Below are 15,013 nucleotides of genomic sequence, written 5' to 3'. Positions count from 1 at the left end.
GGGACGTTGTCGGCCAGCTGGCCAGTGTGCGTTTGACGCGCTGATCGGGAAGGGTCCCCGATCAGCGCGTCGCGGACGACAGGGGCACCGGCCCAGGTGGTGGCCAAGAGAGCCGTGGCCGGGAGTCCGGCTGGCTGAGTGGTGGGGCCGGCGGTGTCAGCGAGCCGTCGTGGGGCATGGAATGCTCGCCGTGCATTGTGGGTCGCATGTTCCTCGTTTCCGCTCTGGTCATCGGCATGCTGGTCCTGTATCTGCCGGGTCTGCTGGTGCTGCGCGGGTGGGCGCGCACCACCTGGTGGACCGCGATCGCCCTGGCGCCACCGGTCTCGGTGGGCTTCACTGCTTTTGCTGCCCTGACGCCAGATCTGCTGGGCGGCTTCACGCTGATGACGTGGGCGGTCTGGGTCGCGGTTCTGGGCGCGGGAGTGCTGTTGCCGCGCGGGCGCCGTACGAGGTCGCCCGCCCCGGCTCCTGCTGCGGCATTTGGGCGCGTTCCAGCCGCATCAGGGGTTCCGCGCGGTGTGCTGATCGGTACGGCCGTCGCGGTGCTGCTCGCGGGGTGGGTCTGGTGGCCCGCGCTGTCGGGCGTACCGCAGAGCTATGACTTCAACTGGCACGGCTATGTCGTCGCGACCGTACGGAATCTCCAGTCCGGTGCCCCCTGGCAGCTGGTCCCGCTCGACCCGCTGAACCCGGGGCTGCGCCAGTTCTATCCGATCGGGATGCACAACGTCATGGCCCTCGCGGCGACCGGCCCCACCTCGGTCGTGCCGGCGGTGAACGCCGTGCAGTTCCTGCTGGCCGCGGCCGTCGTGCCCGCGGGGGTGGTCGCGCTCGCCCGGCAGGTCGTGCCCCGGCTGCCTCTGGCCGGGCCCTTCGCCGCCGTGCTCGTCGTCCTCGCCCCGGGCTTCGGACCGAAGATCTCCGCGATCCCTTCGTACGCGGCCGGTATCGCCCTCACCCCGGCGGTCGTGGCGCTGATCCTGCGAACCCGGCGGGAGGGCTGGCCGCTGTCCGGCTGTGTGGCGTCGGCCGCCGCCACGGCCGGGCTCTTCGCCACTCACCCCGCCGCCGCAGTCTGCGCGGCCGTCCCGGCGGGCGCCGCGGTCGTGGAGGCGCTGATCCGGTCGCCGCGACGGCGCCGGGAGATCCTCCGGGTCGCCGGGTTCACGGCGCTCGCGGTCGCGGCCATGCTGCCGTGGGCTCTGTCCGGGCTGGACGCCGCCGTCGGGATCGTCAGCGCGGACCGCCCCGCGTATACGGGGGTGCGGGGTGCGCTGGTCGATCTGGTGCTGCTCGACTGGCGGCAGCGGGGCTCGGGGCTCTTCTCCGCGACGCTGGTCGCGACGGGGCTCGGCTGGGCCGGTCTCCTCTGGCTCGCGGTGCGCGCCCGGACCTGGTGGCCGCTGTTCACCGCGGGGGGCTTCGGGGCGCTGTTCGTAGTGGCCGCCGGTACTTCCTCCCCGTACCGCCGGGCCGTCGTCGGCCTCTGGTACTCGGACTGGTACCGGCTGCTTCCCCCGGTCGTCCTGCTCGTCGCCCTCGGTATCGGGGCCGCGGTCGGCGCCGCCGTGCGTCTGCTCGCGGTGCCCGATGTGCGGCCCAACCCGGGTATGGCCGCGCTGCTCGTCGTCATCTGCGGGCTGGCGGGCGGTGTCATCTGGTACGACGCGCAGGCGCGGCCCTCGCGGGAGTATGTCGCGGGTTCCCGACGTCCGTCGCTGGTGACGGACGGTGAGGTCGCCGCGTTCGGCTGGCTGAAGGCGAAGGTGGGGCCGCGTGAGCGGGTGCTCAACGACTGGGTCCAGGGGACGGAGTGGATGTATGCGACGCACGGCGTGGTGCCGTTCCAGCCGTACGCGTACACCGCATGGGCGGAGCGGGGCCGGAACCAGTTGCTCCGGGATCTGGTGCGCCTCGGTGACGATCCGAGCGTGGGCAGCCGCCTGCGGGCGTACGGCATCCGCTATGTCATCGTCAGCGCGTCCCACCTGCCCAGCCGGGTGAACCTGGCGCTCCCCCCGGGCGGCCGGGGTCTGACGGAGGTGTTCTCCCGGGACGACACGACGGTCTACCGCATCAACGGGACATGACCCAGGGCCTTTCTTTTGGATCGGGCTGGATCAGTGAGCGGGGTCTGGCTGGGGTCCTCCCCCTGGCTCCGCCGGGGGGACCCCCACCCGCGCCGGAGGCTGTGGGGGAGCATCGCAAGGCGGAGTATGGGGCCCCTCCCAGGCGAAGCCCTGGGGGAGAGTCCATGCGGTGGGGGCACTCCCCCAGACTCCGCCGGAGGCACCACCACCCGTGCCCGGAGGGCCACGGGGGCCATCGGCGACCGGCGACCGACTACATCAACACGGCGATCATCCCGATGCTCTGCCGCAAGGCCGGCGTCCCCACCACCGACATCCGCGGGAACATCACCAGTCACGGAACTGGTCCTATCGGCGGCCGACTCGCCTGAGCGCGACGTCTTCGGCCTCCGGCCAGACCAATAGGCCGTCCGGATGCGGCGCCTTGGCCTCTGGGGAGACCTTGGCGTACTCGGCCCAGTAGTGCCGGTAGTACGTCCGACCTGAATCAGTCAGGCGGTATCCACCGGCCGCCTGCTCGGCCAGATGGTGCTTGTCAATCAGGACATGCTCGATGGTGGGTGCTATACCCCCACGTCAGTAGTTTCTCCCGTTGGTCTCGGACCCACAGTTTGGCCAGCATCTCCCAGGACCAGTCCGTCAGTTCCACTACCGACCTGAGGAGGGGGCCGATGTTGTTCCCGGCTCGATATTCGGCACGGCCCTCGGAGGTGAGCGTCACGGTCATCATCACACCGAAGGTCGTAGGCCGTAGGCCGCGCACGCTCAAATGCCGAGTCCCGGAGCGCACTCCAGTGGGCTCACCGGAGTGGCCCGGGTCACTCCGACGGGTCCGGTCGGTGCCGTCCGGGGGCGCCCGGCGGCCGGATCCGTCCCGTACGGGGGAGCGCGGCCGGTCTCCGCCGGTACGCGCCGACTGCTCCGGGCGGCCGAACGCGCGGGACCGGGCGGGGGCCGGTGCCGGGGGCCAGCCAGCCGTTGCGCCAACCGGATGCGGCTCAGGGGGCTCCCGGAGTGACGCGCGGCCCTGTTTGCGGCGGGCTCTGCCCGGTGTGCCCGCGGACTTGGTACTCCTGGCCCCGGGGGGACCCTGATCCCGATGAACGGAGCACATGTCGACATGCGCGGTTCTCCCGGCAGACGGCGCCGCCTCGGTGCCCTTGCCTCCACCGCCCTCGTCCTCGCGTCCCAGGCGATCGCCCTGGGCGCCGCCGTCCCGGTCGCACACGCCACCACACCCGGTACTCCGGGCCTTCCGCAGGCGCCGACCGTGGTCTACGCCGAGGACTTCGAGAACGGCACCGGCCAGACCCCGATCCTGCTGCCCGCCTACACGGGCGCGCCGCCCGTCAACGCCACGTACACTGCGGCGGCCCCCTGGCTGAGCGCGGCGAACTGCAACGGGATCATCCTCAACCGCTCCGGCGCCAACCAGCCCGCCTGCCAGGCTCAGAGCGCGTTCGCCATGTCCGAGCTGAAGAACATGGCCAATGTGCTGGGCCAGGTGGCGGCCTCGCCGACGCCCAACAACAACCACGCGGTCGCCGCGTACACCGAGGGCGCGAACCCCGGCGCGAATCTTGTCGAGTTCCAGACGGTGAACCCGATTCCGCTGACTTCGGCGAACCGCTTCATCACTTTCTCGGTGGACGTGGCGGCGGTGAACTGCAATGTCTCCGCACCGCTGCTGAACTTCTTCCTGACGGGCGGCGGCCCGGACATTCCGCTCTCCAACTCGCCTATCAACCCGTGTACGGACGCGAGGGCCCAGACCTACATGGTCGGACCGCGCCCGATCCGGGCGGGCTCGTTCCCCGCGGACAATTCGGTGCTCTTCACCGGCGCGGCCGCGGGCATCAAGATGACCAACGCCAACGGCAGCGGCCTGGGCAACGACCACGCGTTCGACAACATCAGGATCCTCGATGTGACGCCGCAGCTCGACAAGGAGTTCAGCCCGGCGTCGATCCCGCAGGGCGGCACGTCCACCCTCACCTTCACGGTCACCAACACGACCGATCTGGCGGAGAAGGACGGCTTCGGCTTCACCGACACGCTTCCGGCGGGGGTGACTGTCGCGGCGGCCCCCAACGCCTCGACCACCTGCGGTTCGGGCACGGTTAGCGCTGTCGCGGGCACCGGCACGGTCGGCCTGACCAGCGGCAGCCTCACCTCCGGCACGGCGTTCTGCACGGTCACGGTCGACGTGACGTCCAGCGCCCTCGGCGATCATGTCAACCAGCCCGCCGATCTGGTGCCGAACGGTGTGAACCCACCGGGCCCGGCCACACTGACCGTCGTGGCCGTCGGCTCGCCGACGATCGTCAAGACGGCGGACGCGTCGACCTTCGCGACCGGCCAGACGATCAACTACACGTACACGGTGACCAACACCGCGACGACACCGCTCACCAACCTCACGGTGACGGACAGCGGCCCCGGCGCCCCGACCGTGACCTGTGCGCAGACGACGCTGGCCGCCGGAGCCTCGACGACCTGCACCGCGTCCTACACGGCGACCGCGGCCGACGCGGTCACCGGGACCATCACCAACTCGGCGGTCGTCAACGGAACGGTCAGCGGCCAGACCGTCACCGCAACCAGCAACCAGGTGGTCATTCCGCTGCGTTCCCTGACGGTCACCAAGGACGCCGATCAGGCCGACTTCAGCGCGGCCGGCCAGACGATCACCTACACCTTCACGGTCACGAACAACGGCCGGGTCCCGCTGAACAACATCTCAGTGACCGATGTCGGCCCCGGCAACCCGCCGGTGAACTGCCCCGCGGGCCAGCTCGCGCCGGGTGACTCGTTCGACTGCACCGCGACCTACATCACCACGGCCGCGGATGTCACCAACGGTAATGTGACCGACAGCGCCACGGCGACGGGCATGGCACCCGACGGAGAGCAGGCCGACGACAGCAGCAACACGGTCATCGTCCCCTTCGTGCCACCGGCGCAGGTGGACCTGGCCGCGGTCAAGACCGGACCGGCCACGGTCGGCCCCGGCGGAACCGTCACCTACACGGTCACCATCACCAACAACGGCCCCGGTGACTCCACCGGCTACACCGTCACCGACGCCATCCCCGCCGGTCTGAGCAACGCCTCCACCAGCACCCCTGGCTGCGGCATCGGCTCCGGCACCCTCACCTGCACCGCCAACTCCCTGGCCGCAGGTGCGAGTACTACGATCACGCTGACCGGTACGGCCGCCGCCGGAGCGACCAGCATTGTCAACACGGTGACGGTCACGGGCGAGAACCCGGACCCGGACCCGGACAACAACACCAGCACCTTCACCACGACGGTCACGCAGATCGAGGCCGACCTGGCCATGTCGAAGACGGGCCCGGCGAGCGTGAGCCCCGGTGGGACGATCACCTATCAGCTCCAGGTCACCAACAACGGTCCCGACGCCTCGACCGGTTACACGGTCACCGACACCCTCCCTGCCGGTCTGAGCAACGCCTCCACCAGCACCCCGGGCTGCTCCATCACCGGCGGTGTCCTCACCTGCGACGGTGGCGCGCTCGCGGTCGGCGACAGCGACACCATCACCGTGACCGGTACGGCCGCCGCCGGTGCCACCACCATCACCAACACCGCCAAGGTCACCGGGGACAACGACGACCCGAACCCCGACAACAACACCAGCACCACGACCACCAATGTGACCTCGGTGACCATCACCAAGAAGCAGAACGGCCCCTCAAAGGTACGGCCCGGTGCCGAGGTCCCGTACACGATCACCGTCCGCAACAACGGCGGCGCGATCGTCGACGCGTCCTTCACGGACGACCTCAGCGATCTACTCGACGACGCCGTCTACAACGACGACGCGACCGCCACCGTCGGCAGCGTCACCTTCTCCTCGCCCGACCTGGAGTGGAGCGGCACACTTGCACCCGGCGAGACTGCGACGATCACCTTCTCGGTCACGGTGAAGCGGCGTCCGTTCGGTGACCTGCGCCTGGACAACACCGTCGTCTCCACGACCCCGGGCAACAACTGCCCGGCGGGGAGCACTGACAGCCGCTGCACCACGCACGGCACGGTCGACGTCAAGGACAAGGACAAGGGCAAGGGCAAGAAGGCTGCCCAGCCTCAGGAATCGAGGCGGGACCGGACGGCAGACCGTCACCAGAACCCCGACGAACTGCCCACAGGACCCAAGGCCGACGAGACCGCCAAAGCACCGCAGCAGAGCTTCGAGAAGAAGCCGAACAAGGAACAGCCCCCCGTGGCCGAGAGCCTCGGCGGACCGGCGGAACGCGCCTGACCCGTAGCGTCTCCGCATAGTTCACGCAGCATTCCGGATCACGTCGGCGGTGTGCCCCTTCAAGGGGCACACCGCCGACACCATGAGCAGGTTGCTCCGCTTGATCGGGGCTTCACCGTGGTGTCCGGCAGCGGTGGGGACCCCGGCGCCGGATCACCACCGACCGGTCCCGCATCGCACGATCCCCTGCGGACTGTGCTTGGCGATCCGGCGGGCACGGTGGGCGAACAGGAATTCGGCGTGCTCGTTGGTCTTGGGGTCGAGCATCCGGGGCTGGGCGGGCTTGACTGACTGCCATGCCTCGATGGCCTGGCCCAGGAGCGGATCGACGGGCTTGGTGAAGGCAGTGCCGGTCTTGTGGGTGGGGATGTCCAGCAGACAGACGGCGTCGCGGGCGAGGACCTCGCCGGAGTCGCCGGGGATCGGGAGGCCGTCGTGCTGCCAGCGGACGCAGCCGACACGGAGCCGGGCTATCTCGTCACTGCGCTGTCCGGCGAACAGCCAGGTCAGGGTGACGGCCCGGATCAGTTCGACGGGGTAGGTGCGGCCGTCGGCGGTCGGCAGGTCGCCGGCTTCAAGGTTCAGGCCGGCCCATAGGAGTTTGGCCCAGATCTCGTCGGCGATCACCCGCGGGTCCGGGCCCATCAGGGCACGGACGCTCCGGGGTGTTCTCAGAGCGTGGGCGGGATCGAACCGGCGAGGGACCAGTTCCCATTCGTGCAGGTCACGGAAGAAGGCGCGTGGGATCTTGAGGTAGCCGGACTTCGTCTCCGGGGTGAGCGGTTTGCCCAGGCGGTTCTGGGAACGCATACCGTGTGTCCACTGGGAGAAGTCGCCGACGGTCATCCGGTCCACCGCGGCGACCCAGGCCGCGCAGGTCTGGCGGGTCCACTGTCCAGGTTCGGTATTCTCAGGGTGCTCAGTGGCCAGCCAGCGGCCGATATTGGCGAGCACGCTGCGGTAGCTGTTGCGGATCTTGGGCGTGAGGGTCGACGTCGTGTACCAGCGCTCGACCCAGTCCGCCCACGGGCCGGGACACCTTCCATCGCCGCTGGTCCGGATGTGTGTCCCGATGGTGGCGGCTCCGCGTAGCCGAGGGCGGCGACCGCCCGGTGAAGACCGTAGAGGTCCTTGCCCCACTGCCCGCTCATCGCCGGGTGGACGCGGAGCGTGGCGAAGGCGTCGGTGGACAGATCCTCCAGGTATGGGCTGCGGTTCAGCAGCAGCACCTGGCAGATCACCGAGGTCAACCGCTCGGCATCGCGGCGATAGCCCCATTCGGCAAGGATCTTGCAGACGTGGCGGACGGCGTCCTCGACACAGCCGGCTCCGAAGACCCGGTGGGCCAGAGACGACCGCCGGAAGCGACCGAGCCGGTCGAAGGCCGTGAACCCGCCCAGCAGATAGGCGTAGGCGATCACGAACGGACGGGCATTGGGACCGATCTGACCTCCCCACGAACGACGGAACTCGGCGCCGTCCGCGTCGATGAGATCCACCCAGTCCTGCTCTGACCAGCCCCAGAAGGCCCGTCGCAGTGCGCCGCAGCGGACCAGGATCAGCTCGGCGGCGTCTCGTGCGAATCGCCGCTGATGCTGGTCCGGTGACCAGTGCAGGGCCTCAAGACAATCTGCCAACGGCCTCACCACCCGGGCGGCCGGCCGCAGAAGCGGTGCGCTGGCGGTGAGCCCGCCGCGTCGGATCTGTTCGATGCCAAGGTTCTGGAGCGTGCCGGCTTCGGCCTCAGTGAGCAGACCGCGACGGTCAAAGCCAGCAAGATCGACCGGCCATGCCCAGGCTGCAGCGCTGGTCGTCTGACCCGATATGCCTATTCGTGTGCTCACTCGGCGACCGCCCCAGTGCGGGTCAGCATGTCCACCCTCCAGGAGTGAATCTGCTGCATGCCGCGGTTCAGCTTCTCCGCCAGGTCACGGCCCGAGAGGTGGATATAGGTCAGCGTGGACTCGGTGCTGCGGTGTCCGGCGAACAACGCGATGGCGTGCAGTTCCCAGCCCATCCGCGCCAAGTCGGTCAGGCAGAGGTGCCGCGTGGTGTGCGTCGAGAAGCGGGGCAGGCCGGCAGCCAGAGCGACGCGCCGGACCACTTTGGACCAGGTCCACAGCGTCAGCGGCTGGCCGTGGTTGCGGCGTGACTCCGACAGGAACAACGGTCCGCGGGCCCGGCTGATCGTGGCCCGGTGGGCAAGGTAGCCGGACAGCAGAACGCCGGTCGACGCCGAGTAGGGGACGATGCGCTCGCGGCGGGTCTTCGTCGTCTCGGCTCGAACCCGCAGGTGCCGGTGAGCGGGGTCGAGGTCATCGGTCCGCAGAGAGCACAGTTCCTCGCGCCGCAGGGCGGCGTCGTAGGCCAGAGCGAGCATGAGCCGGTTGCGTACGGGCTCGTCCCGCACGACCTCCAGCAGGTCGAGCCACTGCTGTTCGCTCGGAATCCACGGCAGTTTCGTCAGCCGCGGCACCAGCCCGCGCTGGTGCCCGCCGAACCTCCGGCCGGGTGTGTAGCGACCACGGCCCACGGGATTCGACTCCCGCAGGCCCTCCTCGATCAGGTAGTCGTAGAACAACCGCACCGGCACCAGCCGCTGCTGGAGCGTCGCGTTCGCCAGCCCAGCTCCGGAGTCGAGTACGACGACATTGGACCCCCGACGGCTCGGCCGCGTGCTCAGCTCCTTCACGAACGCGGCCACATGCAGCCGGTTCGCGGCAACCGGATCAGTCCCCTCCCGCTCGCAGGCCAGCAGGTACTCGGCCAGACCACGCCCGTAGGCATCGATCGTTCGGGGCGCCCGTCCCAGATCGGTCCAGATCCGCAACCTTAGATTCAACCGGTGAGAGCAACAGTGCTGGTTGAGGGCGGTATACGTGGCGAGATTGGGTCGGCCGGGGATGTCGGACGAGATGAAGGCGGACTTGTGGCGGCGGTGGAGGGCCGGGGAGTCGATCAGTGTCATCTCACGACAGATCGGCAAGCCGCCCGGCTCGGTGTTCACTGTTCTCAAGCACCATGGAGGAATCGCTCCCGAGCCCCGCAGGGCGCGTGCTGGAAGCTTGACCGCCGGCGAGCGGGAGGAGATCTCTCGCGGGCTTTGCGCCGGCGAGTCCTACCGGACCATTGCCGGCCTCCTGGGGAGGTCGGTGTCGACGATCAGCCGTGAAGTCAACAAGAACGGCGGACGCGAAGTCTACCGGGCGACTGCCGCACAGGAACGGGCGCTTGATCGCGCCCGGCGCCCGAAGCAGTGCCTCCTCGCGGGCAAACCTGCTCTGCGACAGACGGTGTTGACCCTCCTGAAGGAGGAGTGGTCGCCCGAACAGATCGTCGGACACCTGCGTCTGCATCACGGGGACGACCCGCAGATGCAGATCACTCACGAAACGATCTACCGGTCGATCTACACCACCCGCTGGAAGGCGATACCCCGCGAGCTGTGCAAGCGCCTTCGAACCGGCCGCCCGATCCGGAAGAACAAGCGCCACACAGTGAAAGGCCAGTGGCGTTCGCAGATCACCGATGCCCGACCGATCGAGGAACGCCCCCAAACGGCCGAGGACCGCAGCGAATCCGGACACTTCGAAGGCGATCTGGTGATCGGCTCGAACAACAGCCAGGTCGCCACACTGGTCGACCGGAAGTCGCGTTTCCTCACCGTCGTGAAACTCGCCAGCCGTCACACCACCGTCGTCGTTCCCGCCCTCGCCGAAACCTACACGCGCATGGACCCCCGGCTACACGGCGCGCTCACCTGGGACCGCGGCATGGAACTGGCGGCTCACAAGCGACTCACCGCCGAAACCGGTGTCCACGTGTTCTTCGCGGCCCCGCGCAGCCCCTGGCAACGCGGCACCAACGAGAACACCAACAAGCTGCTCCGACAGTACCTGCCCAAGGGAACGAACCTCTCGACGTTCAGCCAGGACGATCTTGACGCTACCGCGACGAAGCTCAACAACCGTCCACGCAAGTGCCTGGGATTCCGCACACCAGCCGAGAGCGTTGCCTTGACCGGTTGAATCTAAGGGGCGAAGGTTTGCTCGACTACGTAGCGGAGCTTGCCGATGCCCTTGATTCGGTGATCCCTTGCGTGAGATGACGGGCAGGATCCGCTGTTGCCGCAGTGCGTCTCGGTTGGGGCTGGAGTCGTAGCCCTTGTCGCCGAGCAGGGCGTCGGGCCGGCGGCGGGGCCGGCCGGGGCGGCTTCCCCTCTCGTGGTGACGGCAGAAATCAGCCGCCGGCGACCAGGCCCTGGCCCACCGCGCGTCCCGTTCCTCCCTGCGGGGATCGCTCCGTTCCGGTGACCGGACCCGCAGTGCGGCCCCCCACGGTCCCCGTCCGCCCACAGTCCGGGGGAGCCCCTGGACGGGCAAGGCGCCCTCCCCGCCCCCTGTCTGGAACACCCGCACCGGGACCGGTGCGCACGGGGCGACACACACCCGAGTGCACCCCCCGCCCGCCAGGGGGGTGCAGCGAACAGCCGGACCACGCCGGAGCCGGATCACCACACTCACACCCCCTGTTCACCGGTTGCCGCACGCACGACACGGGAGCGGTCGCCGGCACCGGTGGCAGGAGGGGGAGTGCCCTGGGGGCAGCGGGGCGTGCGCCCCCGGGACACCTACCGGCCCGACGCCCTGATCGACACCATGCTCCTGCTGCCGCTGTCCCTCGGCGGCGGGCCGGGTGGGACAAGCACCCGCGGTGACACGGCCGGGCCGGGGCTCACGGGAAACGCAGGCAACGGCGGAGGGGGCCGAGACGGCGGGGGCCGGGGGCCGAACCACGGTCGGCGTCGCGTACGCCGCCTTCGACGGCGATCCCGGGCTCCTCACCCGTGCGGGGAGGAGGACAGGGCGGCGAAGGAGGCCAACGGCGCCGGAGCGGAAACCGGCGGCTCCCGCGCCCCCCGGCGGCCGGTGCGGGACCGGGGATGAACGCCCGGGTCCGCCCGGAGCGCCGGGCAGGGTCGCGGCGAACGGCGAACGGTCCTCGCCCCGGGAGTCCCCCCGGCGCCTCCGGGAGGCGACTGGGGCCGAAGTAGGCGCACCGACAGCCCACGGCCTCCTCCACCACCAGGCCCCTGCGGCTGCCTGCCCCCCGAACACGACCGCGCTGGACCGCCTACCTCCTCATCATCGTCGGGCAGCCCGTGCCACAAGGCCGGCCCGTCCGCCGGGGGGCACCGGGCGGCCATCGCCCCGCCACCAGGGTCCGGTCCACGCCCCACGCCGGGTAGGGGCTGTGTGCCGATGGCGCGCAGTGCCCGGCGCCGCCGTCGCCGGACTGCCTGCGACAGGTGTGGGGCACACCGGACTGCGCGGCAGTGCGGGGCGGGGAGCGGATGATCCTCGCTCGCGCCGCGGGCACTGCGCTCCCGGGTGGTGACCCGGCACCTGGGCCGGACATGGCCGGACCCGTCCCGGGTGGAGACGCTGTGTCTGTTTCCCCGGCGTGGGCGCGGGCGGGTCCCGGTGACCTCGCACGGGTGAACGGGCGGCGAGCCCGGGAGTGCTCTCGCTCGTGGGGTTCAGACCACCTCGCCCCTTCATGCGGCCCCGTGAGCGCCCCCCGGCGGGGGGCGCCTCGGCCGGGGGCCTGGCCGACGTCGGCGACGACACCGTACGCGTGTCCGCGGCCGTCCATGGCCTCCTCGCACGGGAACGCGCGCCCGGTCCCGTCCGGGGTGGCTCACCTTCCGCTGCGGGGGCTGGATCCCGGGGTGTCAGGTGAGGGTGCAGTGGGTGACGGTGCCCGAGGAGTCGGTGGGTGGGGTGATGGAGCAGGTGTTGGTGCCTTCGTCGCCGTTGACGGTGCCGGAGTTGCCGGTGTTGTCGAACAGCAGGACGGTCTGGGGGAGCCCGCCGGTCAGGGTGATGGTGTCGTTGCCGGGGCCGGCGTGGATGGTGCCGGTGTGGCCGTCCCCGCCGGTCCGCAGCCGGGCGGTCGTGCCGCCGGTGACGGTGATGGTGTCGTTGCCGGGGCCGCCGTGGATGGTGCCGGCGTTCCCGGCCGCGCCGCGTCCCAGGATGCCGGTGGCGTTTCCGCCGGTGACCGTGACCGGCCCGCCGCCGGTGCCGGCGGTGATCCGGCCGTCGTTGCCGACACCTTCGAGAATGCCGGAGCTGGGGAGATTGGCTGCGTTGTCGCCGCCCTCGACGACGATGGCCGTGGTTCCGGTACCGCCGTCGATGATGCCGGTGTCCAGGTTGCCGGGAACACCACCCGCGCCGGATTCGCCCGCGGTGACGGTCACGGTGCCCGAGCCGCCGCCGGTGATGGTCCCCGCGTTCCCGGACCCCCCGTCCAGGTAGCCCGTGCCGGGCCGGATACCCCCGTTGACGTTGATGTCCACCGGGCCGGTGCCGCCCGTGATGATCCCTTCATTGCCCTCGCCGCCCACCGGGTTTCCTCCACCCGGCCTCGGCAGCGCGGCGGAGCCGTTGACCGTCACGCGGGCGATCGCGGCGGTGACGTCCAGGCGTCCGCTTGGTGCGATGCCGGGATTGCCGTCGACAGGCCGTCCTCCACTCCCGGGTGTGCCGGGGGTGGCGTTGACGGTGACGGTGTCATCGCTGCCGCGGGCCTGCACGGTCCCGGACACGGTCCCGCCGATGGTGATCGTGTTCTTCCCCGTTATCTTTTTCGCGGTCCTGCAACGGGGCCGCTGGCCTCCGGGCCCGGCATGACTGTGTCCCCCTGTCGAAGGCATGACAATGTCGTTGCTTTTAGTGGTCCTGCCACCGGTTGTTCAAGACAACGGTGACCGGTGGACGACGGACGCTGGCGGCCTGACCTGGGGCTTTGCTGGGGTAGCCAGTAATGCAGGAACGGATCCTGCGGGGGCAGTCACGGGATCTTCGGCGGGGCAGCAGACTGTGCCCGATCTCGGAGAGTCCCAAGCGCCGGTCCTGGTTGCGGTCCGAGGGGGGAAATGCCGCTCGGTGAGATCACCGAGCGGCGGACGACGTGCAGGGCCCTGGTGAACGAGGTCCGCTCGGCGATGCTGTGGTGCAAGCGGGCGGCCTCGTTCAGTAGGTCTCGAGTGGCGTGATGCACGAGCAAGTGCGCGTAGATCTCCTGCCGCACGCCGTCCGGTGTCTGCGACCTGAGGACCGGTCGGCCCCGTTGATGGGTCTTGATCTCGTCGAAGACGAGTTCAATCTCCCAGCGCCGGGCGTAGAGAACGGCGAGTTCCTCGGCGGGGAACATCTCGTGATCGGTCAAGCTGGTGATAAGCCGGACGATGTCGGCCTGCCCGTCGACGCGGTATTCGATCACTCGGACCAGCGCCGGCGGCGCCTTGACGGTCCCGGCCGCCTTGCTGTGCTTGTTCGCCTCGATGCGGGCGAGGTAGCTGCCGTCGGGCAGGACGTCCTGGACCCTGCGGGCCTTGCGCCGCTCGATCCGCCACAGCAGATGCGCGCCCTGGTCCCGGAGCCGGTGCCATCGAGCAAGGCCCCATAATCCCCGGTCGGCCAGCAACAGCGTGCCAGGCCCGACATGGGCGTCCAGCGCGTCGGAGACGATGCGCTCGGAGTCCTTGAACCCGCCGATCGCGGCGTCCAGGACGGGGAGGAACACTCGGCCACTGCGACCACTCTGGCCTGCGGATATCCCATCGGACTGCGATGAGAGCCGGACTTGCCGAAAGCGTCGTTGTTGCCTGCGGAGTCGGGCACGGCCAGCAGCATCCCGTCCAGGGCCAGCACCCGAAGCCCCCGAAACAGCTCACCGTCCGCGCCGAGCGGCCGGGCCACGGAGCGGAACAACTCCCGCATCACCGGCCAGCCGAGCCGCTGCCGGGCCCTGGTCAGCGACGACTTGTTCACCCCGGACCAGGACCGCAGCCCCTTGTCACCGGTCTTCACCAGTCGCAGGACCTCCAGGTAGTCGGCCTGCGGGAACAAGCACATCGCCAGCACGAAGTACACCGTGAACCGGGCCGACAACAGACGCCGACGCTTCTCCGAACGCCCCACCTCCACCACCACCTGGTCCACTAACTCCGGCGGGCACGACCGGGTCAGGACCCCCAACCCCAGTCGTTCCAATCGAGATATCAGCACACCGCTTCAACCGACCGACACCGGCAAAAGCAACGGCATTGTCATGCCTTCGACAGAGGGGACACAGTCATACCGGGCCCGGAGGCCAGCGGCCCCATTGCAGGACCGCGAAAAAGATGGCGGGGGAGGCTGTCGCGCCAGACTTCGTCCCGGTCCTTCCAGAATTCGTGGGCGACGCCGATTCGCTGGAATCTGATCTTCTCGTAAGCGGCGATGGCGGGGAGGTTGCCGGTCGCGGGGCGATGGTCACCCGGTGGGGCCCTCCGAGCCCCAGAAGCCAGCGGATCAGGGTTCGTAGTGAGTCTGTTCCGTAGCCCCAGGTGGTGATGGTCGGGGTGGAGGAACATGTCGATACCGCACTGGTGCGTGATGGGCGTCGTCTCTTCCCACCACCGGATCATGCCGACCACCACGCCGCTGGCCTCGATCGTGAGCGTGGTGTGATCCGGCTTCGCCAGATCGACCTCGACGTCCGGCCGCCGTTCTTCCACCACCAGGCCAGCTCCTCGGTCGCCAGAGCGGCACGGTAGGCGGGCGCGTTAGCCACCCGTGCCACG

At 69.8% G+C, this 15,013-nt stretch carries 9 protein-coding genes and 1 pseudogene; 3 read left to right on the top strand and 7 right to left on the bottom strand.

Annotated elements, in window-relative coordinates; translation table 11 throughout:
- Positions 1-206 precede the first annotated feature (206 nt).
- Positions 207-2,093, top strand: a complete 1,887-nt coding sequence (locus NBG84_RS15745; protein WP_250920058.1) for a DUF6541 family protein — start codon at positions 207-209, stop codon at positions 2,091-2,093.
- A gap of 1,099 nt (positions 2,094-3,192) precedes the next feature.
- Positions 3,193-6,378 (top strand): DUF7507 domain-containing protein, encoded by a 3,186-nt coding sequence (locus NBG84_RS15740; RefSeq protein ID WP_250920057.1) that lies wholly within the window; start codon positions 3,193-3,195, stop codon positions 6,376-6,378.
- A 153-nt stretch (positions 6,379-6,531) separates the two neighbouring features.
- On the opposite strand, the gene NBG84_RS15735 is transcribed toward NBG84_RS15740, so the two are convergent.
- Genes NBG84_RS15735 through NBG84_RS15725 form a run of 3 tightly spaced genes read right to left on the bottom strand, consistent with a single transcriptional unit; the run spans position 6,532 to position 9,385 of the window.
- Positions 6,532-7,224, bottom strand: a complete 693-nt coding sequence (locus NBG84_RS15735; RefSeq protein WP_250920056.1) for a hypothetical protein — start codon at positions 7,222-7,224, stop codon at positions 6,532-6,534.
- Positions 7,221-8,222 (bottom strand): hypothetical protein, encoded by a 1,002-nt coding sequence (locus NBG84_RS15730; protein WP_250920055.1) that lies wholly within the window; start codon positions 8,220-8,222, stop codon positions 7,221-7,223. The genes NBG84_RS15735 and NBG84_RS15730 overlap by 4 nt, the downstream gene beginning before the upstream one ends.
- On the bottom strand, positions 8,219-9,385 hold the full coding sequence (locus tag NBG84_RS15725; protein ID WP_250920054.1) for a tyrosine-type recombinase/integrase: 1,167 nt from the start codon (positions 9,383-9,385) through the stop codon (positions 8,219-8,221). The genes NBG84_RS15730 and NBG84_RS15725 overlap by 4 nt, the downstream gene beginning before the upstream one ends.
- Positions 9,386-9,443: 58 nt before the next feature.
- Between NBG84_RS15725 and NBG84_RS15720 the strand changes: the two genes are divergently transcribed.
- A complete protein-coding gene (locus NBG84_RS15720) occupies positions 9,444-10,406 on the top strand; it encodes an IS30 family transposase (RefSeq protein ID WP_250920053.1) in 963 nt (320 codons plus the stop codon).
- Between the two features lie 1,706 nt (positions 10,407-12,112).
- Here the strand turns inward: NBG84_RS15720 and NBG84_RS15710 are convergent.
- The 4 genes and pseudogenes from NBG84_RS15710 to NBG84_RS15695 form a co-directional block, all read right to left on the bottom strand.
- Complete coding sequence (locus NBG84_RS15710) at positions 12,113-12,991, bottom strand: hypothetical protein (RefSeq protein ID WP_250920052.1); 879 nt, start codon at positions 12,989-12,991, stop codon at positions 12,113-12,115.
- A 245-nt stretch (positions 12,992-13,236) separates the two neighbouring features.
- Positions 13,237-13,971 carry an IS4 family transposase gene (locus tag NBG84_RS15705; RefSeq protein ID WP_250920051.1) on the bottom strand — a complete coding sequence of 245 codons (735 nt, stop codon included), beginning with the start codon at positions 13,969-13,971 and terminating at the stop codon, positions 13,237-13,239.
- A gap of 239 nt (positions 13,972-14,210) precedes the next feature.
- A pseudogene (locus NBG84_RS15700) lies at positions 14,211-14,369 on the bottom strand (transposase domain-containing protein); the annotation flags it as partial.
- A 128-nt stretch (positions 14,370-14,497) separates the two neighbouring features.
- Complete coding sequence (locus NBG84_RS15695; protein WP_250920050.1) at positions 14,498-14,950, bottom strand: GNAT family N-acetyltransferase; 453 nt, start codon at positions 14,948-14,950, stop codon at positions 14,498-14,500.
- Positions 14,951-15,013 lie beyond the last annotated feature (63 nt).

Origin of the sequence: Streptomyces albipurpureus, assembly GCF_023701525.1 — a bacterium.
Lineage (GTDB): Bacteria > Actinomycetota > Actinomycetes > Streptomycetales > Streptomycetaceae > Streptomyces > Streptomyces albipurpureus.
Note: the sequence above shows the minus strand (reverse complement) of the source record. Positions and strands in the feature narration are given on the sequence as shown.

Bases quoted from the DNA above. Each gene is read 5' to 3' on its own strand.
- NBG84_RS15745 (WP_250920058.1), top strand. From the start codon at position 207: ATGTTCCTCGTTTCCGCTCTGGTCATCGGCATGCTGGTCCTGTATCTG.
- NBG84_RS15740 (WP_250920057.1), top strand. From the start codon at position 3,193: ATGAACGGAGCACATGTCGACATGCGCGGTTCTCCCGGCAGACGGCGC.
- NBG84_RS15735 (WP_250920056.1), bottom strand. From the start codon at position 7,224: ATGACCGTCGGCGACTTCTCCCAGTGGACACACGGTATGCGTTCCCAG.